This is a genomic window from Sphingopyxis bauzanensis (assembly GCF_002205675.1).
Lineage (GTDB): Bacteria > Pseudomonadota > Alphaproteobacteria > Sphingomonadales > Sphingomonadaceae > Sphingopyxis > Sphingopyxis bauzanensis.
In genome coordinates this window covers 44898-67890 of record NZ_NISK01000004.1, presented here as the reverse complement: position 1 = coordinate 67890, position 22993 = coordinate 44898, and the positions used below count along the sequence as shown (strand labels likewise).

Annotated in this window: 23 protein-coding genes; 15 read left to right on the top strand and 8 right to left on the bottom strand. The window is 65.1% G+C overall.

The features are described from left to right. The first annotated feature begins 99 nt into the window (after window positions 1–99). From CDQ92_RS15725 to CDQ92_RS15700, 6 genes are all read left to right on the top strand, one after another. A complete protein-coding gene (locus CDQ92_RS15725) occupies window positions 100–1677 on the top strand; it encodes a wax ester/triacylglycerol synthase family O-acyltransferase (RefSeq protein WP_088442426.1) in 1578 nt (525 codons plus the stop codon). A gap of 22 nt (window positions 1678–1699) precedes the next feature. Continuing rightward, window positions 1700–3151: a DUF3336 domain-containing protein gene (locus CDQ92_RS15720; protein WP_088442424.1), complete on the top strand. Its 1452-nt coding sequence runs from the start codon at window positions 1700–1702 to the stop codon at window positions 3149–3151. A gap of 1 nt (window position 3152) precedes the next feature. Further along, window positions 3153–4007, top strand: coding sequence for an alpha/beta hydrolase (locus tag CDQ92_RS15715; RefSeq protein WP_088442422.1), 855 nt, complete (start codon window positions 3153–3155; stop codon window positions 4005–4007). A 37-nt stretch (window positions 4008–4044) separates the two neighbouring features. Then, entirely contained in the window at window positions 4045–4977 is a 933-nt protein-coding gene (locus tag CDQ92_RS15710; protein WP_088442420.1) for an alpha/beta fold hydrolase, read from the top strand. A 193-nt stretch (window positions 4978–5170) separates the two neighbouring features. Beyond that, window positions 5171–6172, top strand: a complete 1002-nt coding sequence (locus CDQ92_RS15705; protein WP_088442418.1) for an NAD(P)H-dependent glycerol-3-phosphate dehydrogenase — start codon at window positions 5171–5173, stop codon at window positions 6170–6172. 537 nt (window positions 6173–6709) lie between these two features. Continuing rightward, window positions 6710–7669, top strand: a complete 960-nt coding sequence (locus CDQ92_RS15700) for a beta-propeller fold lactonase family protein (protein WP_088442416.1) — start codon at window positions 6710–6712, stop codon at window positions 7667–7669. Between the two features lie 188 nt (window positions 7670–7857). Here the strand turns inward: CDQ92_RS15700 and CDQ92_RS15695 are convergent, their stop codons facing one another. The 4 genes from CDQ92_RS15695 to argH are packed head-to-tail and all read right to left on the bottom strand — an operon-like array spanning window position 7858 to window position 11622. Next, window positions 7858–8637 carry a precorrin-2 dehydrogenase/sirohydrochlorin ferrochelatase family protein gene (locus tag CDQ92_RS15695; RefSeq protein ID WP_088442414.1) on the bottom strand — a complete coding sequence of 260 codons (780 nt, stop codon included), beginning with the start codon at window positions 8635–8637 and terminating at the stop codon, window positions 7858–7860. A 53-nt stretch (window positions 8638–8690) separates the two neighbouring features. Further along, a complete protein-coding gene (lysA, locus tag CDQ92_RS15690) occupies window positions 8691–9950 on the bottom strand; it encodes a diaminopimelate decarboxylase (RefSeq protein WP_088442412.1) in 1260 nt (419 codons plus the stop codon). Between the two features lie 17 nt (window positions 9951–9967). After that, entirely contained in the window at window positions 9968–10219 is a 252-nt protein-coding gene (locus CDQ92_RS15685) for a hypothetical protein (protein ID WP_088442410.1), read from the bottom strand. Next, window positions 10219–11622 carry an argininosuccinate lyase gene (gene argH / locus CDQ92_RS15680; protein ID WP_229667439.1) on the bottom strand — a complete coding sequence of 468 codons (1404 nt, stop codon included), beginning with the start codon at window positions 11620–11622 and terminating at the stop codon, window positions 10219–10221. Before argH ends, CDQ92_RS15685 begins: the two co-directional genes overlap by 1 nt. On the opposite strand from argH, the gene CDQ92_RS15675 reads away from it, so the two are divergent. The 4 genes from CDQ92_RS15675 (at window position 11594) to CDQ92_RS15660 (ending at window position 15938) form a co-directional block, all read left to right on the top strand. Next, window positions 11594–12214 carry a TlpA family protein disulfide reductase gene (locus CDQ92_RS15675; protein ID WP_088442406.1) on the top strand — a complete coding sequence of 207 codons (621 nt, stop codon included), beginning with the start codon at window positions 11594–11596 and terminating at the stop codon, window positions 12212–12214. The genes argH and CDQ92_RS15675 overlap by 29 nt on opposite strands. Window positions 12215–12459: 245 nt before the next feature. Next, the gene (gene lepA / locus CDQ92_RS15670; protein WP_088442404.1) at window positions 12460–14283 is read left to right on the top strand and encodes a translation elongation factor 4; all 1824 of its coding nucleotides are present in this window, start codon (window positions 12460–12462) and stop codon (window positions 14281–14283) included. 29 nt (window positions 14284–14312) lie between these two features. Then, a complete protein-coding gene (locus tag CDQ92_RS15665; protein WP_229667441.1) occupies window positions 14313–15221 on the top strand; it encodes an alpha/beta hydrolase family protein in 909 nt (302 codons plus the stop codon). A gap of 69 nt (window positions 15222–15290) precedes the next feature. Then, entirely contained in the window at window positions 15291–15938 is a 648-nt protein-coding gene (locus CDQ92_RS15660) for a GNAT family N-acetyltransferase (protein WP_088442402.1), read from the top strand. 217 nt (window positions 15939–16155) lie between these two features. Here the strand turns inward: CDQ92_RS15660 and CDQ92_RS15655 are convergent, their stop codons facing one another. The 3 genes from CDQ92_RS15655 to CDQ92_RS15645 all read right to left on the bottom strand — a co-directional run bounded on the left by CDQ92_RS15655 (window position 16156) and on the right by CDQ92_RS15645 (window position 17296). Beyond that, the gene (locus CDQ92_RS15655) at window positions 16156–16428 is read right to left on the bottom strand and encodes a hypothetical protein (protein ID WP_088442400.1); all 273 of its coding nucleotides are present in this window, start codon (window positions 16426–16428) and stop codon (window positions 16156–16158) included. Between the two features lie 185 nt (window positions 16429–16613). Beyond that, window positions 16614–16913, bottom strand: a complete 300-nt coding sequence (sciP, locus tag CDQ92_RS15650; protein ID WP_088442398.1) for a CtrA inhibitor SciP — start codon at window positions 16911–16913, stop codon at window positions 16614–16616. 2 nt (window positions 16914–16915) lie between these two features. Next, window positions 16916–17296 carry a hypothetical protein gene (locus CDQ92_RS15645; RefSeq protein ID WP_088442396.1) on the bottom strand — a complete coding sequence of 127 codons (381 nt, stop codon included), beginning with the start codon at window positions 17294–17296 and terminating at the stop codon, window positions 16916–16918. A 144-nt stretch (window positions 17297–17440) separates the two neighbouring features. On the opposite strand from CDQ92_RS15645, the gene mnmA reads away from it, so the two are divergent. The 3 genes from mnmA (at window position 17441) to CDQ92_RS15630 (ending at window position 20048) form a co-directional block, all read left to right on the top strand. Next, window positions 17441–18580 carry a tRNA 2-thiouridine(34) synthase MnmA gene (mnmA, locus tag CDQ92_RS15640; RefSeq protein ID WP_373289655.1) on the top strand — a complete coding sequence of 380 codons (1140 nt, stop codon included), beginning with the start codon at window positions 17441–17443 and terminating at the stop codon, window positions 18578–18580. 39 nt (window positions 18581–18619) lie between these two features. Next, on the top strand, window positions 18620–19084 hold the full coding sequence (locus CDQ92_RS15635; protein WP_229667443.1) for a hypothetical protein: 465 nt from the start codon (window positions 18620–18622) through the stop codon (window positions 19082–19084). 271 nt (window positions 19085–19355) lie between these two features. Next, window positions 19356–20048 (top strand): DsbA family oxidoreductase, encoded by a 693-nt coding sequence (locus CDQ92_RS15630; protein WP_229667445.1) that lies wholly within the window; start codon window positions 19356–19358, stop codon window positions 20046–20048. A 20-nt stretch (window positions 20049–20068) separates the two neighbouring features. On the opposite strand, the gene CDQ92_RS15625 is transcribed toward CDQ92_RS15630, so the two are convergent. Then, complete coding sequence (locus CDQ92_RS15625; RefSeq protein WP_088442392.1) at window positions 20069–20794, bottom strand: hypothetical protein; 726 nt, start codon at window positions 20792–20794, stop codon at window positions 20069–20071. A 98-nt stretch (window positions 20795–20892) separates the two neighbouring features. Here CDQ92_RS15625 and CDQ92_RS15620 point away from each other — a divergent pair, with 98 nt between their 5' ends. Further along, entirely contained in the window at window positions 20893–21132 is a 240-nt protein-coding gene (locus tag CDQ92_RS15620) for a DUF2171 domain-containing protein (protein WP_088443366.1), read from the top strand. A gap of 218 nt (window positions 21133–21350) precedes the next feature. Further along, window positions 21351–22880 carry a sulfatase-like hydrolase/transferase gene (locus CDQ92_RS15615; protein ID WP_158213875.1) on the top strand — a complete coding sequence of 510 codons (1530 nt, stop codon included), beginning with the start codon at window positions 21351–21353 and terminating at the stop codon, window positions 22878–22880. Window positions 22881–22993 lie beyond the last annotated feature (113 nt).

Genomic DNA, 22993 nt, shown 5'->3' with positions numbered 1-22993 from the left:
TGCGAGGAGCCGAAGGCGACGCGGCAATCCAGCGTCGCATATATCGTCCTGGATTGCTTCGCTTCGTTCGCAATGACGAGGTCTGTAAAGGAATCTAACATGCTCAAACAGCTCAGCGCGCAGGACGCCCAGTTCCTTTACACCCAGACCGCGAACAACCTGACCCACATCATGGGCGTCTATATCTACGACCCCTCGACCGCGCCGGGCGGCTTCGTGCGCTTCAAGGACATCATCCGCCACGTCGAAAGCCGCGTCCACACCTCGCCCTTGTTCAAGCGCCGCCTCCACCGCCTGCCGTTCGACATGGACCATCCCTATTGGGTCGAGGACGAGCATTTCGATGTCGAGGCGCATATGAGCCATGCGCGGCTTCCCGAACCCGGCGACTGGCGGCAATTCTGCATCGCGGTGGCGCGCTATTTCTCCAAACCGATGGATATGAACCGCCCGTTGTGGGACATCTATATCATCGAAGGGCTCGACCGCATCCCGGGCATTCCGAAGGGCAGTTTCGCGATGCTCCACCGCGTCCACCACGCCGCGGTCGATGGCGCGTCGGGCGCGCACGCCTTCATCGCGATGAGCGATATCGATGCCAACGGCACCCCCGCCATCGCCGAACCGCCGCCGGTCGAGGATCTGGGCGATCCGCCGTCGAGCGCCGAAACGCTGTCCCGCGCCTGGTCGGCGTCGCTGCAATCGCCGGTCAAGTTCATGAACGCGCTGATGAAAATGTCGCCCGCGATCATCTCGTCGGCGCGCAAGGCGATGGCCGAGGGCGGGATGACCGCGGGGGTACCCGAGACACGCTTCAACGTCCCGGTCGGCCCGCACAAGATGTTCGACGGCACCTCGGTCGCGCTGTCCGACGTTGCCTTGGTTCGCAAGAAGGTGCCGGGCGCGACGGTCAACGACGTCGTGCTGACGACGGTCGGCGGTGCGCTGCGCAAATATCTGGCGAAGCACAAGGAATTGCCCAAGGACAGCCTGGTCGCGGTCGCCCCGATCAACCTGCGCGGCAAGGACAAGGGAGCGGGCAAGGCCTCGACGCCCGGCAATCAGGTCTCGGCAATGAGCGTCCCCGTGCGCAGCGACATCGTCGATCCGCTCACGCGCCTCGCCGCGATCCGCGACTATACGGTCGAGGCGAAGGAAGCCAAAGCAGGCGTCAGCGCGCGGATCATGACCGACCTGTCGCAGCATATTCCGGGCGCGACGATGGCCGCGGTGGCGCGGCTCGTCACCAGCGAACGCTTTGCAGTGCGCGGCACCAACCTGTTCATCTCGAACGTCCCCGGCGCGCAGGTGCCGCTGTACCTTGCGGGCGCACAGCTCGTCATGCAGCACGGCATGGCGCCGCTCGCGAACAATATGGGGCTGTTCGTCGCCACCCCCAGCTACAACGGCCGCATCGCCTTTTCGATCATCTGCGAGCGTGCAATCATGCCCGACATCGCCTTTTTCCGCGAATGTATCGAGGAAAGTTTCGCCGATTTGATGGCGGCGGTGCCGAAAGGCGAAAAGCCCAAAGCCGCTACGGCAACGCCGAAACCGGCGGCCAAAGCAACGTCAAAACCGAAGGTGACAGCAAAAGCCGTCCCGAAACCTGCCGCCACACCGCGGGCGAAACCGGTTGCCAAAGGCAACGCAACCCGCAAGACTCCGAAAAAATAACCATGTCTTGCAGGAATATTGAATGCTTTTCACCCCGACGCTCAGCGCCGACCGCGATCTCGTGACCGCGCCCGACTACATCGCCTGGGCCAAGGCCGCGCGCGAGCATGACAAGAAATCGGGGCTGCAAACGTGGCGCGACGCCGACGAAAGCAAGCATTTCGATTACAAGGCGATCCGCGCCCGGCTTGAACGGCTGCGCAAGCTGTCGGCGGCGGGTGACGTCAAGGGGTTGCTCTTCGTCCTCAACGAAGGCATCCACGGCAATATCGACGGCATGGGCCACGAACGCCTCTATCAAAAGGCGCGCTTCGGCACGAAGGCGCTGATCGAGAATTATGTCGCCGAGGTTGTCGCCTCGCTCGACAAGATCGCCGCCGCGCGCAGCATTCCGCGCGAAGAAAAGCGCGACTTCTTCCGCCGCGCCCAGCATTGCTACGGCCGCTCGGCGCTGCTGCTCTCGGGATCGGGCAGCTTCCTCTTCTTCCACATCGGCGTGGTCAAGGCGCTCTGGTCCGAAGGCGTGTTGCCCGCGATCATGTCGGGCGCCAGCGGCGGATCGATCGTCGCCGCGGTCGTCTGCACCCGCAAGGACAGCGAGATCGGCGCGTTGCTTGAAAGCGAGCGCCTCGCCAATCCCGCGCGCGACCCCAAACAGAAGCGCCTCGCATCCGACGAAGTGCGCGACCGCCTCGCCGATCTGATCCCCGACCTGACCTTTCAGGAAGCGTTCGAGATCAGCGGCCGCCACCTCAACGTCTCAGTCGCCCCCGCCGAAAAGCATCAGAACGGCCGCCTGCTCAACGCGATCACCGCGCCGAATGTGCTGATCCGCGAAGCCGTGCTCGCATCGTGCGCGGTGCCCGGCGTCTTCCCGCCGGTGATGCTGATGGCGCGCGACGATGCGGGCAACCGCATCCCGTACCAGCCCGACCGGCGCTGGGTTGATGGATCGGTGACGCACGACATCCCGACCAAGCGGCTCGAACGCCTGTACGGAGTCAACCACCACATCGTCAGCCAGGCGAACCCGATCGCGCTGCCCTTCGCGACCGACACGCGCAAGCAGATGGCGCCAATCGAGGCGATTCAGCACGCGTCGATGGCGACCTTCAAGGCATGGCTCAACGCCAATATGATCATCTTCCAGAAACCGCTCGAATGGGTGCCGCCCTTGAACAGCCTCGCCAATATGGCGCGCTCGGTGATCAACCAGGAATATACCGGCGACATCAACATCATCCGCCCGCCCAAATTCTGGTCGCCCGCGAAGATCCTGAGCGATCTCGGGCAGGAGGATATCGACGAGCTGATCGATACCGGCGAGCGCACCGCCTGGCCCAAGGTCGAAATGGTCCGCACCCAGACCGCGATCAGCCGTGCGCTCGAAGGCATATTGGCCAGGATCGACCGCGCCGGCGACGACGGCCCCGGCCACCGCAGCACCGCGGCGCTGAAGAAGGCGGTTCGCTAATATGGCGGTGGGTACGATCCAGCTGCCCGCCGAATCCGCGGGCGCCGGGGCAACACTCCACGTCACCCATTGGCTGCCCGAAGGCCTGCCCAAGGCCGTGGTGCTGCTCGCGCACGGCTATGCCGAACATGCCGGGCGCTACGGCCATGTCGCCAAGCGGCTGATCGACGCCGGTTACGCGGTTTATGCGATCGACCATTGGGGGCATGGGCTGTCAGACGGCGAGGGCGGGTTCGTGCCGCGCTTTTCGGCCTTTACTGACGGCATGGCCGAACTGCTGACCCTGGTAGAGGTCAATCATGGCACCACCCCGCGCCTGCTGCTCGGCCACAGCATGGGCGGATTGATTTCGACTTTGTTTCTGATCGAGCGCCAGCAGGCGTTCGCCGCCGCCGCGCTCTCCGGCCCCGCGATCGTCCCCGCTGCGCCGCCGTCACGCTTCACCGTCTGGATCAGCCACTTCCTGTCGCGCTTCTTCCCGCGCCTCGGCGTGCTGTCGCTCGACGCCAATGGCGTCAGCCGCGATCCCGCGGTGGTCGCGGCCTATCTCGCCGACCCGCTCGTTTACACCGGCAAGATCGGCGCGCGGCTGGGCAAAGAGTTCATGGACGCCATGGCCGCGGCGCAGGCGGGCGCCCCCCGCATCACGCTACCGATCCTGTTCCAGCATGGTTCGGATGACAGCCTCGCGTCGGTGGCGGGTTCGCAATATCTGTTCGACCATGTCGCCTCAGCCGACAAGACGCTCAAAATCTATCCCGGCCTGTTCCACGAAATCTACAATGAGCCGGAACGCGATGCGGTGCTGGACGATTTGATCGGCTGGTTCGACGCACACGTGTCGAAAGCAGAATAACCCCGCCCCTGAAGGGGAGGGGCCAAAGGACCAGACCATGAAAATCCTCCTCATCCTCCTCTTCGCTCCGCTCATCGCGCTGGCGCTGATGTATTTCATCTTCCCTGGCCGCCTCGTCGCGCTCGGTCGCGCGTTGCTGCGCCAGCGTGGGCGGATGGTACAGAAAAGCGTCACCGTCGATGGCCGCAACTGGCCGTATCTGGAGGGCGGCGACCCCGCGAAACCCTTGCTGCTGCTCGTCCATGGCTTTGCCGGCGACAAGGATAATTGGTCGATGATCGCGCCGTACCTGACGCGCGACTATCATTTCATCGCTCCCGACCTGCCGGGCTTCGGCGAGAATGAGCGCAACCCCGACCTCGCCTATGACCTTGGCGCGCAGACCGCGCGGCTCAAGCAATTCGCCGATACCCTCGGTCTTGACCGCCCGCATGTCGGTGGCAACAGCATGGGCGGCTGGATCGCGCTGCGTTACGCGATCGACTATCCGGGCGCGCTCGCCAGCCTAATCCTGCTCAACAACGCCGGAGTCAACGGCGCCAACGAAAGCGATCTGCAGAAACAGGCGGCGAACGAGGATTATAACCCGCTCGTCCTTGCGGGGCTGGAGGACGCTGACCGGCTGGTCGGCATGGTTGTCCACAAACCGCCCTATATCCCGGCGCGCCTCAAACCCGTGCTCTACGCCGACGCGCTCAAATATCGCGACCAGCTCGACAGCATTTTCTGGGTCATCGCGAACGAAGGCCGCGACCATCCGCTCAATGACCGGCTGGGCGAGGTCAAGGCGCCGACGCTGATCATCTGGGGACGCCACGACCGCCTGCTTGACGTCAGCTGTGTGCCGGTGCTCGAAGCGGGCATCGCGGGCAGCCAGAGCCATATTTTCGAACATGTCGGCCATGTCCCGATGATCGAGGATCCCAAGGCGACCGCTGCGGTGATGAAGGGTTTTATTGCCAAACACTAATCCTCCCTGTGCGAAGCCATGGGGAGGGGGACCGCTTGCGAAGCAAGTGGTGGAGGGGCCGCGACCTCGCCCCAAAGCCCCTCCGTCAGCGCTTCGCGCTGCCACCTCCCCATCGCTGCGCGACAGGGAGGATGAGCACCTTGCCAACCCGCCATTCCCCCGCCACTCTGCCCAAAAAACAGGGGAGAGAGATATGCGCCTGAAGGTCGGCCTGCTCGGTGGGGGCAGCTGGGGGACGACGGTCGCGGCGGTGGTGTCGCGCAATGCGCCGATCACCCTGTGGGCGCGCGATGCCGAGACGGTCGAGGGCATCAACCGCGACAACGAGAACCGCAATTATCTGCCCGGCATCAAGCTGCCGACGACGCTGCGTGCGACCGGCGACATGGCCGAAGTCGTTGCCGGTGCCGACGTCCTGATCATGGGCGTCCCCTCGCACAGCTTTCGCAGCGTACTCGAGGAGGCACGCCAGCACCTCCGCCCCTGGGTACCCGTCATCAGTCTGACCAAAGGCCTCGAACTTTCCTCGGGCAAACGCATGACCGAACTGATCGAGGAGGTGCTCCCCGGCCACCCCGTCGGCGTCCTCACCGGCCCCAATCTCGCGCGCGAAATCATGACCGGGCAGGCGGCGGCCAGCGTGCTGTCGATGGAGGATGAGATCGTCGTCCGCGCGCTCCAGCCGGTGTTCCATTCGGGGCTGTTCCGCGTCTATACCAACACCGACCTGCTCGGCTGCGAACTCGGCGGGGTGCTCAAGAATATCATCGCGATCGCCGTCGGCATGGGCGACGGGCTGGGGGCAGGGGACAACACCCGCTCGGCGCTGATGACGCGCGGCCTCGCCGAAATCACCCGGCTCGGCGTCGCGATGGGCGGCCGCCCCGAAACCTTTTCGGGCCTCACCGGCATGGGCGACCTGATCGCGACCTGCACCAGCCCCTTGAGCCGCAATCGCCACGTCGGGGTCGAACTCGGCAAGGGCCGCCCAATCGACGAGATCATCGCGGGCATGAACATGGTGGCCGAGGGGGTAAAGAGCGCGCCGACCGTCATCGCGCTCGCCGAACGCTATGATCTCGCCATGCCGATCGCGCGCGACGTCTTCGACGTGACACAGGGCAAACGCAGCGCGCAGGACGTGTTTCGCGGCCTGCTCCGCTCGGCGGTCGGCGACGAAGCGCATCCGGGCTGATCAATCCTCCCTGTCGCGCGACGACAGGGAGGATCAGGTTGCCAGCCACCGCGCGCAAACGTCCCGGACCCGCGCATCGCGATCCCGCATCCCCCGCTCCAGCACCGCGGCCGGCCAGCGCCCTTCCTCACCGCCGCCAGCGCGGCAATGGCGCCCGCGCGGACGCGGGGGACGGGGTGCGTCTGCGCGACATGGTCGGCGATGTCGTGCGCCTCGGCGCTCAGGTGGACGGCGCAGCGGAGGAGCAGTTCGCCGCTGGTCAGCGTCGGGCGGCGGGCGATGGCGGGGGCCTTGTCCGCGGGCTCGCCCGCTTCCCGGCCCAGGGCGACGACTATACTGGCGCGCCAGGGGACATGCTCGCCCTCGTCCATGATGTTCAGGCTGACCGACAGGTTTTCGGGGGCCAGCCGCCGGGGATCGAGGCTAGGCGGCGGGACGCGGTGTGTCAGTTAACTTACCGCGATGTCGCTGGTCGTACGCGGCTTGCCCCGGCGGCGGCGCGGCATAGGATGGCGGGGATCGAATCGGGAGATTTCTATGCGCCGCACGCTTACCACCGCGCTGGTCGCCGCCCTCGCCCAGCTGCCGTCCGCGCCCGCCGCCGCCGAAACGCTGCTGATCGGCAACAAGGGCGAGGATACGTTGAGTTTGGTCGCGCTGGCGTCGGGCGAGGAGCTGGCGCGATTGCCGACGGGCAAGATGCCGCACGAGATCGCGGTGTCGCCCGACGGCCAGCAGGCGGCGGTGGTCGCTTATGGCGGGACGACGATAGACGTGTTCGATGTCGCGGCGCGGACGAAGGTCAAGACGATCGACCTCAGCCCGAACCAGCGGCCGCACGGGCTGTTGTGGCTGGCCGACGGGAGGCTGGTCGCGACGACCGAGGGCAGCCAGTCGGTCGCGGTGGTCGCCCCCGATGGCACGGTGACGTCGATCGCGACGGGGCAGCAGGGATCGCACATGGTCGTCGTCGCACCTGACAACCGCACTGCCTATGTCGCCAATATCGGGTCGGGGACGGTCAGCGTGCTGGACCTGAACGCGGGGACGAAGCTGGGCGATCTTGCGGTCGGCGGGCGGCCCGAAGGGCTGGCGCTAGCGAAGGGCGGGCGCGAGCTTTGGGTCGGCGACCTGGCGGCGGCGCGTGTGTCGGTGTGGGATGTGGCGACGGGCGGTAAGGTGGCCGAGCAGCCGGTCGATCCGGTCGCGATCCGCGTGCTGGCGAGCCCCGACGGCAGACTGATCGCGACGAGCAATATCGGCGCGGGAACGATCAGCCTGTTCGACGCCGAAACCCGCACACCGGTGCGGAAGATCCAGGTGTCGGAGGGCGGCGCGGCGCGGCAGGTGACCTTGCTGTTCAGCCCCGATTCGAAGCGGCTCTATGCGGCGGAAACAGGGGTGGACAAGGTCGCGGAGATCGAGGTTGCGAGCGGCACTGTGCTGCGCCGGATCGCTGCGGGGAAGCAGGGGGATGGGTTGGCGATTGCGCCTTAGGGGGCGAGAGTGCGGGGGTGTGGAGCCGACGAAGCCGAGCCTCCCTGTCGCGGAGCGAAGGGGAGGGGGCCGCTCGCGAAGTGAGGGGTGGAAGGGCAGAAACGCAGGCACCAAAGCCCGTCCGTCAGCGCTTCGCGCTGCCACCTCCCCATGGCTACACCATAGGGAGGAACATCCACTTCCGGTCGCTAGCAGTCGTCCGGCATTTCCAGCCACAGCGACAAACCTGCCGGAGCCTCCTGCGGCGTCGCATCCGCGACATGCCGCACGGCATCGGCGCGAGCGCGGGCGATGATTGCGGGCGCAACGTCGGCGGGGTGGAATATATGGTCGGCCTCGCCCAGCAGGCGCGCGGCGCGGAGGGTTAGGTCGTCGGGGTCGGGGCTGGTCAGGCGGATTGTTTCGAGGCGCGGCGGTTGGCTGGCGACTTCGCTCGCCAGCCAGGCATCGACCTTGTCCGCCGCTGCGCCATCGAGCGGGTCGAGCGCTCCGCCCGGAGCCAGCGCAGTGTCGATGGCGCGGCGGCGGTCGGCGGGGGTGGGCCAGCGCGCCTTCATCGCGTCGCGCGTGGTGTAGAGCGCCGACGCCAGCGCGCCGAGGCGGGCAGGGAGCAGCGCCTCGATGCGTTGGCGGACGGCTTTCGCCAGCCCCGCCGACGCGCCGCCGGTGCCGATGGCGATAGTGACGGGGGCTCGGTCGACGATCGCGGGGGTGGTGAAATCGCAGAGGTCAGGGCGGTCGACGACGTTGACGAGCAGGCCGCGGGCGCGGAGGCCGGTGGCGGCGGTGCGCGCTTCTGCCTCATCGTCGAGCGCGACGAAGGCGATGGTAGCGCCTTGTTCCCATGCCTGGACGATCCGTCCGCCTGCGCGCCCGATCAGGCGGGCCTTGGCCTCGGCAGCCTCCCCTTCCCCGACCAGCACGACGGTGCGGCCGGTGAGGTTCAGGAAGATGGGGAGTTGGTGCATGGGAAGATCCTAGCAGAAATGCGGCTAAAATCCTCCCCGCTTGCGGGGAGGGTCTAGTCGATCCAGTCCGGCACGCGTTCGGCAGCCATGATCGTGCTGGCGGCGATGCGGTCGGCGACTTTGATGTAGCGATCGCCGTCGACGAGCACCTCGGGCACCAGGCTGCGGCTGTTGTAGGTCGAGGCCATCGTCGCACCATAGGCGCCCGCGGTGCGGAACACTGCGAGGTCGCCGGCCTCGACCTTGTCGGTGACGCGGTCGCGCGCGAAGGTGTCGCCGGTTTCACACACTGGGCCGACAATCGACGCGGTCATCTTTTCGCCGCTCGGCTGGACCGCAACGAAGTCGTGGTAAGCGTCGTACAGCGCCGGGCGTGCGAGGTCGTTCATCGCGGCATCGACGATGACGAACGGGTTGGTCGCGCCGGGCTTGACCCACAACACTTCGGTCAGCAGCACCCCGGTGTTACCCGCGATGACGCGGCCGGGTTCGAACATCAGCGTGACGTCCCAATCCTTCGTTACGCGCGCGACCATGGCGCCATAGTCGGCCATGCTGGGCGGATTGTCGCCGGGCTTGTACGACACGCCAAGACCGCCGCCGAGATCGACATGGGTGATGTTGTGCCCCCCAGCGCGGAGATCAGCGACGAGGCGGCCGACGCGGGTGAACGCAGATTCGAGCGGGTCGAGGCTGGTCAGCTGGCTGCCGATATGCACTGCAATGCCGCGCATCTGGAGCCCGGGGAGCGCGGCGAGACGGTCGAACATCGCCGGCGCGACGTCGATGCCGACGCCGAACTTGTTGTCGGCCTTGCCGGTCGAAATCTTGGCGTGGGTGCCCGCGTCGACGTCGGGATTGACGCGCAGCACCGCGCGCGCGGTCATTTCCTTCGCCAGCGCGATTTCGGCGAGCGCGATGCCTTCGGGTTCATGTTCGATGTTGAACTGACCGATGCCGCGGTCAAGCCCCTGCGCCAGCTCGGCGCGGGTCTTGCCGACGCCCGAGAAGACGATGTCCTCGGGCGCCATGCCCGCCGCGAGCGCGCGTTCGAGCTCGCCGCCCGACACGACGTCGGCGCCATAGCCCTGCCGCGCCAGCACACGCAGCACGCCGAGGTTGGGGTTGCTCTTGATCGCAAAGGCAAGGTGCTTGCGCGGCACGTCCTTCAACCCGTCACGAAATTCCTGCGCGTGGCGTTCGAGCATCGCGCGCGAATAGACATAGACGGGGGTGCCGACTTCTTCGGCGATACGGGGCAGCGGAATGTCTTCGGCGTGAAGGACGCCGTCACGAAGTGCAAATTGATCCATTATTTTAGTCCTGAAGCTCAGCCCGGAGGCGGCAAGTCGAAATCATCGGGTTCGCGTTGTTCGGACCGTTTGAGAAGGTCGTCGCTGCGCGCGGGCCGGGCCTGCGCGTCGGGCGTCGTAAGCTCCTCTGTAGTCGGGGCGCGGGGCGCGCCGACGGGAACGACCGCGGCGGGCTGACCTGCCACCGGCTTCAGATCTTCCTTGCTACCACACGCGCCAAGCAGCGCGGTAGCAACGAGCGTTGTTATGATGAGGCGCTTGGTCGCCATCAATTCGTTCCTTCCAGCGCGGCGCGGGCCGCAGCGATCGCCTGCCTTACCCGTTCGGGGGCAGTGCCGCCATAGCTGGTGCGACTGGCGACCGATGCCTCGACGGTCAGCGCCGCGAGCACCTCGGATGTTACCGCGGGGTGGATTGCGGTGGCATCGGCGGCAGGCAATGCCGACAGCTCGACGCCCAATTCCTCGGCGCGCTTTACGCAGGCGCCGACGACATGGTGTGCCTCGCGGAACGGCAGCCCGTTTTCGCGCACCAGCCAGTCGGCGAGGTCGGTCGCGGTCGAATAGCCCGACGCGGCGAGCGCGCGCATGCGGTCGGTGCGGAAGGCCAGCGTTTCGACCATGCCGGTCATCGCGGCGAGCGACAGCGCCAGCGCGTCGAAGGCGCCGAACACGGTTTCCTTGTCGTCCTGCAGATCCTTCGAATAGGTCAGCGGAAGACCTTTGACGATCACCGCGAGCCGTTGAAAGGCGCCGAGCAACAGCCCCGCACGCCCCCGCACCAGTTCGGCGGCGTCGGGGTTGCGCTTTTGCGGCATGATCGAGCTGCCGGTCGACCAGGCGTCGGGCAGGCTGATGAAACCGAAGGGCTGGCTGGCCCAGATGACGATTTCTTCGGCGAGGCGCGACAGGTGGATCGCAGCGATCGAGGCGGAGGCACAAAATTCGAGCGCGAAATCGCGGTCGGACACGGCGTCGATGCTGTTCGCCATCGGGCGGTCGAAACCCAAAGCGGCGGCAGTCGCGGCGCGGTCGATCGGAAAGCCGGTCCCCGCGAGCGCGGCGGCGCCGAGCGGCGATTCGTTGAGGCGGCGGCGCGCATCGGCAAAGCGACTGCGGTCGCGGCCGAGCATTTCGACATAGGCGAGCAGATGATGGCCGAGCGTCACCGGCTGCGCGACTTGCAGGTGTGTGAAGCCGGGCATGATGCTGTCCGCATGTTCGTCGGCGCGCGCGAGCAGCGCGGCCTGCATCGCGGCGAGCCCGACGTCGATGCGCTCGCACGCGGTGCGCGTCCACAGGCGGAAGTCGGTTGCGACCTGGTCGTTGCGCGAGCGCGCGGTGTGGAGGCGTCCCGCGGCTTCGCCGACGATCTCTTTCAGCCGCGATTCGACGGTCATGTGGATGTCTTCGAGCGCGAGGTCGACGGGGACGCCGTTCGCGGCGAATTCTTCGGCGATCTGGGCGAGGCCGCGATCGATCTGGACCGCATCGTCGGCGCCGATGATTCCGGCGGCGCCGAGCATCGCGGCATGCGCGCGGCTGGCGGCGATATCTTCTTCCCACAGGCGCTTGTCGATCGGGATCGAGGCATTAATCTCTTGCATGATCGCGGCGGGACCGCCACCGAAACGGCCACCCCACATGCTGCTCTTGTCCGGAGTATCCGTCATTCGCCGCGTCCCAAACCCGTATCTAGCGATCCTCGCCGTCCTGCTGGCCGGATCAATCGCGGGCTGCGATAGGGAAAAGGCGGGCGGCGGGCAACCCGCAGACGGCCAAGCAAATATTTCGGCGGGCCAAGCGGAGGGCGTCGGCCAGTTCGAATATATGATCGACCGCAGCCACAATGGCGAAGCGGCGCCGACCGCGGCCTTCACCGGCCCCGACGACGCGGCGGTGACGCTGGCGGCATTTCGCGGGCGTCCGCTGCTGGTCAATCTGTGGGCGACCTGGTGCGCGCCGTGTGTCGCGGAGATGCCGACGCTCGATGCATTGGCGGCCAAGAGCGGCGAGGCGATGACGGTGATCGCAGTGGCGCAGGATTTGCAGGGCGCCGAGGTGGTCGATCCGTGGTTTCAAAAGGCGGGGTTGAAGGCATTGCAACCCTATCTCGATCCCGAAAACGGCTTGCTCGATGCCGCGAACAGCGCGTTGCCGACAAGCATCTTTTACGACGCCGAGGGGCGCGAGCTGTGGCGTGTCATCGGCGCGATCGACTGGCAGGGTAAGGAAGCGCAGGCGTTGCTGGCGGAGGCGAACTGATCCTCACTGTCGCGTAGCGATGGGGAGGTGGAAGCGCGAAGCGCTGACGGACGGGCCTTGGCGCACCCATCCGCGCGCACGCCATCGCCGCGCTGGGCGACCTTGGCGATCTCGGCCCATGACCGGCCGCTAACCCCTTGTTTCCGGGGGCGATGCGGCGACAAGTTTGACAACTTCCGCGCGCGCCCCTGCCGACCGGTCCGCTCCCTGCTGACAGCGCGCATTTCCCCTGCTAACGCGCCCGCATGACCACGCCCATGTCCCACATCCGTAACTTCTCCATCATCGCGCATATCGATCATGGCAAATCGACGCTCGCCGACCGGTTGATCCAGTTCACCGGCGGGCTGACCGCGCGCGAAATGTCGGCGCAGGTGCTCGACAATATGGACATCGAAAAAGAGCGCGGGATCACCATCAAGGCGCAGACGGTGCGCCTGAAATATAAAGCGCATGATGGCGAGACCTATGAGCTCAACCTGATGGACACCCCGGGCCATGTCGACTTCGCCTATGAAGTGTCGCGGTCCTTGGCGGCGTGCGAGGGCGCGTTGCTGGTCGTCGACGCGGCGCAGGGTGTCGAGGCGCAGACGCTGGCCAACGTCTATCAGTCGATCGAGCACGACCATGAAATCGTCCCGGTGATCAACAAGATCGACCTGCCCGCCGCCGACGTCGACAAGGTGAAAGCCGAGATCGAGGATATCATCGGGCTACCTGCCGACAACGCCGTGCTCGCCTCGGCGAAATCGGGGATCGGGATCGAGGAAGCGCTCGAGGCGATCGTCACGCGCATCCCGCCGCCCAAGGGCGACGCCAATGCGCCGCTGACCGCGATGCTCGTCGACAGCTGGTATGACCCCTATCTCGGCGTCGTCATCCTGATCCGCGTCATCGACGGGGTGTTGAAAAAAGGCCAGCAGATCAAGTTCATGCAGGCGGGTACCACCCACCTGATCGACCGCGTCGGCTGTTTCACGCCCAAGATCGAGCAGCTTGCCGAGCTTGGCCCCGGCGAAATTGGCTTCATCACTGCGCAGATCAAGGACGTCGCTCAGGCGCGCGTCGGCGACACCGTGACCGACGCCAAGCGCCCCGCGGCGGCTGCGCTGCCGGGATTCAAGGAAGTCCAGCCGGTCGTGTTCTGTGGCATGTTCCCGACCGACGCGAACGACTTCGAGAAACTGCGCGAGAGCATCCAGAAGCTGCGCCTCAACGACGCGTCGTTCAGCTTCGAGATGGAGAGCAGCGCGGCGCTCGGCTTCGGCTTCCGCTGCGGCTTCCTCGGCCTGCTCCACCTCGAGATCATCCAGGAGCGGCTGACCCGCGAATATGACCTCGACCTGATCACTACCGCGCCGTCGGTGGTGTACAAGTTGAAGCTCGGCCACACGAAGAATGAGGCGGCAAAGGAAATCGAGCTCCACAACCCTGCCGACATGCCCGACCCGAACCGCATCGACGAGATCGAGGAGCCGTGGATCGAGGCGGTGATTTATGTCCCCGACGAATATCTCGGTTCGATCCTGAAGCTGTGCCAGGACCGCCGGGGGGTGCAGAAGAACCTGACCTATGTCGGCGGCCGCGCGCAGATCACCTATGAACTGCCGCTCAACGAAGTCGTGTTCGATTTCTACGACCGGCTGAAAAGCATCAGCCGCGGTTATGCGTCGTTCGACTATCACCAGATCGGTCACCGCCCCGGCGACCTCGTCAAGATGAGCATCCTCGTCAACAACGAGCCGGTCGACGCGCTGTCGATGATCGTCCATCGCGGCACCGCCGAAACCCGCGGCCGCGGCATGTGCGAGCGGCTCAAAGACCTGATCCCGCGCCACATGTTCAAGATCCCGATCCAGGCCGCGATCGGCGGCAAGGTAATCGCCCGCGAAACCATCGCCGCGCTGCGCAAGGATGTGACCGCCAAATGTTATGGCGGCGACGCGACCCGCAAGAAAAAGCTTCTCGAAAAGCAGAAAGAGGGCAAAAAACGGATGCGCGAATATGGTAATGTGAACATCCCGCAGGAAGCATTCATCGCTGCGCTGCGGATGGGCGACGACACCTGATCGGGCTTGGCAAAAGTGCGGTTGTCGGGTTGGCGCTGCTCCTGGCCGCCTGCGCCGCGGCAACTACCGGACCGGTGAATGGAGAACGGGCGGTGAACGACAAGCCGATCATGAGCTGGCCCGATCTGCTGACCCGCGCCAAACCCATCGCCGATGCGACCGTCCGCTATGGCGAGGACGCGTTGCAGATCGTCGATGTGTGGGTGCCAAAGGGGAGGGGACCGTACCCCGCAGTAATCATGATCCACGGCGGCTGCTGGCAGACCGCCGTCGCCGAGCGCGACATCATGAACTGGATCGCGGACGACCTGCGCGCGCACGGAGTCGGCGTGTGGAACATCGAATATCGCGGCGCCGACCGCGGCGGCGGGTTGCCGGGAACCTATGAAGATGTCGCCCGCGCCGCCGACCTGTTCGTTACCGAGGGCTCAAAGCACGGCTTCGACACCAGCGGTATCCGGATCGCGATCGGCCATAGCGCGGGCGGACATCTGGCGTTTTGGCTGGCGCGGCGCCCCGCGCTGGCCGCGGACGATGCGCTGCGAGGAGCTGATCCGATCCACGTTGATCTCGCGATCAGCCAGGGCGGCTTGCCCGACCTGCGCGCGGGCGCAGCAAGTGTCGGCCATGCCTGCGGCGCCGACGCCCCCGCCGCAATGGCGCGCGGCGACTATGCCCGCACCTCGCCCCCCGAAATGCCGCTCGGCACCTCCCGCGAGGTCCAGTTCAACAACGACCGCGACCATGTGACTCCGCCTGCAACCGGTGCCGCCTACAGTGCCGCGATGGCCAAACGCGGCGTGACGGTGCCGATGGAGGTGACCCGAGGTGAGGGCCATGTCGAACTGATCGCGCCCGACAGCGCCAGCTGGGCGAAGCAGCGCGGCGCGATCCTGACAGCGCTGGGGCGATCGGTCGCCGCGCCTGCATCTCGATAACGATCCGCACCGGACGGGATTTGCCAGCCGGGCGTACGGTGCTTATCATATCCCGATTGGGAGGCTGCGATGACCGCGACGGACGGAAAGGCGCCACGGCGAGCAAAGGCGATCGCGGACATCGCAGTGCATAGCGCGCTGAACGACGGCACGATCATATGCCTGCGCACGATCACGCCCGACGACGAGCAGTTGCTTCGCGAAGGGATCGCGCAATTGTCCGCAGAGTCGCGCTATCTGCGCTTTTTCTCGCCGGTGGCAGTATTGCCCGACGCGGTGATCGAGCGGCTGGTCGATGTCGACGGCCACGACCATATCGCGTGGGGCGCCATCTGCACCGAGTGCGAAGGGCAACCGGCGATCGGCGCGGTCCATGCGGTGCGTTATGACGACGGCGGCCGCGCGGGCGAGTTTTCGGTCGCAGTGGTCGATGAATTTCAGGGGCAAGGGCTGGCGCGGATGATGACTGCGGCGTTGCTCGTCCACTGTCTGTCGGAGGGGTTGGCGGTGCTTGACGTACACATATTGTCGGAAAATGCCGCCGCGAAACGACTGATCAAATCGCTTAATGCCGAATGGACCGGAGAGTCGGCCGGGGTGGCCGAATATCGGCTCGACGTGGCGGCAGGGCTGGCAGCTCTCCGCGCCGATACCGAAGCGCCCGGGGTGCAGGATGTCCTGCGCGCACTCGACGGCGATGCAGCAGGTTCAGCCTAGTCCCTCCCGCCGCCGGGGGTCGCTACCGGCGCCGGTAGGCCGTGGTGCAAGAACGCCAAAACGCTCCGTCCACACCGCCCCATAGCGGCGATAGGATTACAAAGTGGTGACGGGCGTCACATGTGGCACGAAACGCTGAAAAAACTGGAGCACACGACAAAGGGCGCCGGAACCAGGTTCCAGCGCCCTTCACCCTGCCTGTTTAGGGACGGCAGTATTATTTTTGCGTGTCGCCGACGCCGGTTTCCGACGGAGCGATCTCGCCATTATCGTCCATGGCGTTAGCCTTCTCTTCGCCCATTTCTTCGACGACGTCAGCCTTGTTTTCCATGGCTTCCTTGGCCGGACCTTCGGGCATGGCGTCGGCCTGCTCGTCGATCGCGTCAGCCTGAGCTTCGGCCTGATCTTCGACCTTGTCGGCGGCGGGGCTCTGGCAAGCGCCGAGCGCGAGGGCCGAAGTGGCGGCGAGGGTAATGAACATCTTACGCATATTGAGTGACTCCCAAAGTTGACTCCGGGGCTTAACGCGGGGTGAACAATAGGGTTGCAACGAAAACGTCAAATTGCGGAAATGGGTTGGAATTTTGGGTGTTCGCGCGCTGACTGCGCTTATTGCGCGCAAAAAAAAGAGGACGCCGAAGCGCCCTCTTTCGTTTGATCTTCGCGCAATCGCGGTCAGAAGCGCTGTTGGCGCTCGTAAAGGTCACGATAGTGCTGGATACGCGTAACGCGCAGCCCGGGCATGCCGCTGCGATCAATCGAACGCTGCCAGCTGGCAAATTCCTCGAGCGTCAGGCTGTAGCGTTCGCACGCTTCGTCCACGCTGAGCAAGCCGCCATTGACCGCCGCGACAACCTCTGCCTTGCGGCGCACGACCCAGCGCGTTGTCGACGGTGGCGGCAACGAATCGATCGTCAGGGGTTCGCCGAGCGGACCGATGACCTGAGCGGGCCGGATTTTCTGATTCTCGATCATATTCATTCCATGGTTTCTACGTCGGGGGGGGGGTGGTCCGACGCAATTGTCTCTAAATCAGAGGGACTCAACATCGGCTGAAATCCTCTGGTAAACAGGCTGTTCATAGTTTTCGGCAAGGCGTTCACACCGTCCGACAGATCGAAGAAGCGAACGATATGCGGCGCATCTTGCTCCGTCGGACGGCGCGATCCTCCAAGCATTTGCCGTAGCGCGTTAAGGGTTGCGGCGTGCGCCTGGCGAGTCGCGTCCGCTTGCAACAGGCGGACGGTCGGCTGCGCCGCCTGCCGCGCGCTGGACACGGCCAGAATGATGTCAAAGCCGGGCTTCGACAGCCTGGCCGCACCGGCAAGGCGCGGAAATTCGGACGGGGCGATGTTCATGAGGCTGGTCTAGCGCCGACCGCCTAAGGTCACGTAAATGCCTATTTCATGCCTTGTTAGCGAAGCTTAACCCGCGTCAATATCTTGACAGTGATGGCGGAAAAGCTGGCATTTTTGGCGTCTCGTCCCTAGATGGCGCGCATCATGGCGACGATTATTTCTCCTGCCGGGCTTGCCCAGGCCGACTTCCAGCTGGCGATGCCGATGAAAGATCGGCGAATCGTGGTCGCGATGTCGGGCGGAGTCGACTCGAGCGTCGTCGCCGCGCTCGCCGCGCGATCGGGCGCCGAAGTCATTGGCGTGACACTGCAACTTTACGACCATGGCGCGAAGGCAAAGCGCGTTGGCGCCTGCTGCGCGGGGCAAGACATCAAGGACGCGCGCGCGGTCGCCGACCGGCTGGGGTTTGCGCATCATGTCTATGACCATGAAAGCCGGTTTCGCGACACGGTGATCGACCAGTTCGCCGACGAATATCTGAACGGGAGGACGCCGATCCCGTGCGTGCGCTGCAACATGGGGGTGAAGTTTACCGACCTGTTTGCGCTGGCCAAAGAGCTTGGAGCCGACTGCCTTGCGACCGGCCACTATGTCCGTCGCATGATGGGACCGAACGGTGCCGAACTCCACCGCGCGGTCGATCCGGCGCGCGATCAGAGCTATTTCCTGTTTGCGACCACGCAAGATCAGCTCGACTTCCTGCGTTTCCCGCTAGGCGGCATGGAGAAGAGCGTCGTGCGCGAGATCGCGCGCGAACTGGGGCTAGGTGTTGCTACGAAGCCCGACAGCCAGGACATCTGCTTCGTCCCGGACGGCGATTACGCGACACTGGTGCGCAAACTGCGTCCCGAGGCCGACGATCAGGGTGAGATTGTCCATGTCGACGGGACCGTGCTTGGCGCGCACAAGGGATTGATCCATTATACCGTCGGCCAGCGGCGCGGGATCGAGATCGGCGGTCAGGCCGAACCGCTGTATGTCGTGCGCCTCGACGCACCGGCAAAACAGGTGATCGTCGGGCCGCGGCGCGCGCTGGCAGTGGCGGGCGCACGGCTGGGCGAAGCGAACTGGCTGGCCTCGGTCGAGAGCCGCGAGGTGCTCGCTAAGGTGCGCAGCATGGCGCGGCCGGTGTCAGCGCGCGTTTCGGACGACCGGCTGATCTTTAACAATGCCGAATATGGCGTCGCGCCGGGGCAGGCGGCGGTGCTTTACGATGCGGTGGATGAAAGCCGTGTGCTGGGTGGCGGCTGGATCGAAGAGACATTTGCTGCCGGCGCCGGATAAGCCGATGCAACCATTGACATTCCCGCCTGTTGGTTCAGCTTGGACGACAACAACGGGGAGGCAATGATGACCAACTGGATATGGCGCGGCGCGGTGCTTCTGTGGGCCGCTTTTTTTGCGATCGTTGGTTTGCGGGGAGTCATTGATCCGGCGAGCTATTCCGAGACCTTCAATTTCTCCATCACCGGGGTCGCGATCAACACGCTGCGGGCTGATCTGTCAGCCTTTTTCATCGTTGCGTCGGGTGCCGCGGTGTTGGGGGCGCTGGTTCCCGGCTGGGTGCGCGCGTTGCTTGTGCCCGCAGCGCTGTTCGGAACGGCGCTCGTTGGCCGTCTGATCGGCGCGGCGATGGGCGATCCGACCAATTGGGGCATTATACAAGGCATGATTGTCGAGGCTTTGACGGTAGTGCTGATGCTGGCCAGTTGGTGGGCCTTGTCGCGCCCGGGGGAAACGGTGAGCGCCGCGAACAACCCGGGTAATCCCGACGATATACCAAGCTGAAGTGCACCGGCCGCGCCTCAAACGGGGCAGTTATTGTATTTTTCGCTTTTCTGTGAGCACATGTGTGCCGGGTCGCTTCTTTTTCCTTTAATGGTGGAGGGGAGCGCATGGCAGCGGACGACGACAAGCGGGCACGGTCGGACAGACGGTCCACGGATCGGCGTGTCACTGATGATCCCGGTTACAAGGGTCCGGAGCGTCGCAAGGACGACCGGCGCACGGGCAAGGATCGCCGGTTACCCGACGGGGCGTGACGGGCAGGAGACTTTCGTTGACCGAACCGAACATTCCGCGCTTAAGCGTCGACATCGTGTCTGACGTCATGTGCCCCTGGTGCATCATCGGCTGGCTGAAATTTCAGGCCGTACTGGCGCATTTTGAAGGTCGATTGAATTTCCGCGTCCAGTGGCACCCGTTCGAGCTCAATCCCGATATGCCGCCGGAAGGCGAAGATGCCGCAGAGCATGTAATGCGTAAATATGGTATCACCGCCGAACAGAGCCGCGCGAATAGTGGTAAGATGGCGGGCGTCGCCGCAAACCTCGGCTTTGTGTTTAACCGCGGCCCCGATTTCCGGATGCGCAACAGTTTCGACGCACACCGCCTGCTGACGTGGGCGGGTGCGCTGGAAGAGCCCGAGCAGGCGGCAGCGATCGGCGTGCAGACCGCGCTGAAGCTGGCGCTATTTGCAGCGCATTTCACCGACAATCGCGATGTCAGTGATCATGTCGTGCTAGCAGACGTCGCAGCCTCGGTCGGCCTAGACCGCGCCCGCGCCGAGGCGATCCTGGCATCGGGCGAGTTCGGCGAGATGGTCCGCACCGAGGAGACCTATTGGGCGGACCGGAATATCACCGGCGTCCCGGCCTTCATCCTGGACGGCCGGATGCTGATCCCCGGTGCGCAGGATCCCGAGGTGTTTATACGCATCATCGAGAACAAGGTGCTCGCCGCGGCGGCCTGATTGGCGAGGCCAGCGCGCGCCTAATGGTCCGTGGGTTCGTCCGGGGCCGACGGCAAGTCTTCACGCAGCAGCGCGTTCGGACCGGTGAGTTGGCGGGCGATGTCAGCGGCCAGCAGCTGCGCCACGGGATTGTCGAGTTCGGCAGCATATTTGTCGCGTCGGGCGGTCAGATAGGCAGTGCGTTCGCCGGGCGGCAGCGCTGCGGCTTCGCCATAGAGGCGGACGACTTGTAGCCACGGTGCGTTGTCGGTCAGCACATCTTCGGCCCAGCGGCTGAACGGCCCGCCGGCGGCGCGCCAGTGATCGCCCTCCCATTTCAGGAAGAACAGGACGCGCGAGCCGCGTGGGAAGCCGAGACGATAGCATGCGCCCGCCAGGCTTTGCGGATGCGCGTCCTTCAGCTCGTAGGGATTGCTGAGCAGCGCTTCGTCGCGGCTGGCGATCCATCCCGGCATCGCGAACGGGCCGGATGGCAAATCGCCCTTTATCGCCGCAACGGGTTGCACTGCGATTCGCTGTTCGGGAATTGCATCGGGCGCAGCATCGCCGTCCGCAACGGTTGCGAGCAGGATCAGGTCGGCGCTTTCCACTAGCTCCACATTCGTCGGCACGCGGTAGCCGGGCACGACTGAACAGGCGATGGCGGGAAGCGGCGCGGCGACCAGTGCCGCTGCGGCGAACAAGAGCAGGATACGCATCGGGGTAAGGTAGAGCGCGGCGGGGTGGTTGGGAAGCAACCGATGCATTAGGGCGGCTCGTCGGTGGGACTGGATCGAATGCCGCCACCGGGCGTATAAGTCCCGTACTTCGCGGGTTGCCCCGCAAAGCAGCAAGGAGAATGACGATGGCTGAGCATGACCATAGCGCGATCAAGGAACATATGAAGATCATTGGGGCTGACGGCGTCCATGTCGGTACGGTCGATCATCTCGAGGGCGAGCGCATCAAGATGGCGAAGAGCGACAGCGTCGACGGCAAGCACCGCTATCTGCCCGCCGGCCTCGTCGCGACCGTCGAAGGCGACACGATCCGTCTTTCGGCGACCGGCGCGACCGCGGTCGACCTGTTCGAAGAGGCGGAATAGCCCGCAAGATCATCCGGCATCGGTAGCGCGATAGCGCGCACCGGGACCGAAACTGGCCCGCTCTCGGCGTCCGTCGGAGCGGGCCATTTTCGTGTAGCGCTTTGGCAGCGACGGGGCCGTTTGCGATTTTTCAAGACGCGAGGCATATTGGTCGCGCGATGAGTTTGGAGCGAGGGGATAGAGCGCTGCGCAGGCGGTTCGCGCGGTTGGCGGTGTCGGTGCTGCTTTTCGCAGTCGGCTATGCCATCGCAAACCGGTTCCAGCTGACCCATGACGTCGCCTATCGACTGGCGGCAGGTGATCCCCGGAGCGCGATTATCGCGCTGAGCTTCCTAGCGTTGCAAGCGAGCGCATTTCTCGTGGCGCTGCTGTTGTTCTCGCGCCGCTGGGTCGTATTACTGCTGCTACTCGCGGCGCTCTCGATCCTGATCAATATCGGTTACACCCAGATCATTCCCGAGCTGCTAAGCGGCGGGACGCTGGCGTGGATGCTCGCTGAGGTACGCCAGTTTGGCAATGCGGCAGGCGAGTTCGGCGGTGAGTTTCTGTTTGTCGGTGCACAGGTGGCGGCGTCGCTGGCCCTGTTTGTCGGTGCGCGCCGGGTGGCGCGAAGCGTGGTCGCGATTCCGTGGAGCCGGGGAATTGCCGCTGTCAGCCTTGCGATGCTGGTCGCGCCTAGCCTGATCTATCGCCATGCCGAAGTCTGGCCCGAGGGGACGGAGCGGAGCCTCTATGGCCTCGGCTGGGATCTTGTCAGCGCGCCGCCGCCGCCGCCGCGCGCCGCGCCGCCGCTGACCCCATATTCACGGGCCGAAGTACCGCGGCATATTGTCTGGGTGATCGACGAGAGTGTGGCGGAGGCGCCCTTTCGTCGTCTGATTGCGCCGACGTTGGCGAACGTGCCGCACAGCGACTTTGGGATTGCGGCGGCGATGGGGCATTGCAGCGCACCGGCGCAGGTGGCGCTCCGATCCGGGGTCGATGTCCTAAATGTTAGAAAAGACACTGATTTAAGGCGAACGCCGTCAATCTGGGGCTATGCGAAGCGCGCCGGCTATCGCACCATGCTGATCGACGGACAGACCGCCGGCGCGCCGCAGAACCTGTTGCTGGCACCCGAACGTGCCATGATCGACGAATATCGCCCGATGGTCGGTGGCATCGACACCGACCTGAAGATTGCCGACGCGCTGAACGCCCAGATGAAAGGCGGCGGCGAAAGCTTTACCTATGCCGTCCTGCGCGGCGTCCACTTCCAGTATCGCGACCATTATCCGAAAGGTGCGATCCCCGCCGACAGCCCGGTCTCGCTGCAATATGGCACCGCGCTGCGCTGGTCGAAAGCGCGGTTTTTCAATCGCTTGCTGTCAGGCATCGACCGCGAAGCGGTTGCAATCGTCTATACATCCGACCATGGCCAGAACCTGACCCCCGGCGCGCTGCCGCATTGCAGCCGCGAAGGGGTGGCCGACGAATTTCGCGTTCCGCTGCTGGCGTTCCTTCCCGAACGACAGGCGGCGCGCTATACCGCCAGCCCCCGCTCCGGCCATTCGGTCAGCCAGATCTTTCCGGCAACTTTGGGGTGGATGGGCTATGATACGGCGGCGGCCAAGGCGCGGTACGACCACGACCTGACCCGCCCGACCGCGCGCTACGTGTGGTTCGGCCGCACCGTGATCCCGTCTGCCGAGGGCGGTACGGTGTCGGTCACCGCGAGCTCCGATTTTCCGGGCACCGACCGCGAATAGGCCCGACAAGCGCGCGGGGATTTTGTGCAAGTTCAAAGACTCCCCCCGCGAATTGCGCTACAAGCATGCTGCAATCGGGCCGGCACCGGACGGCGTCCCCGATCGGGTCGTTC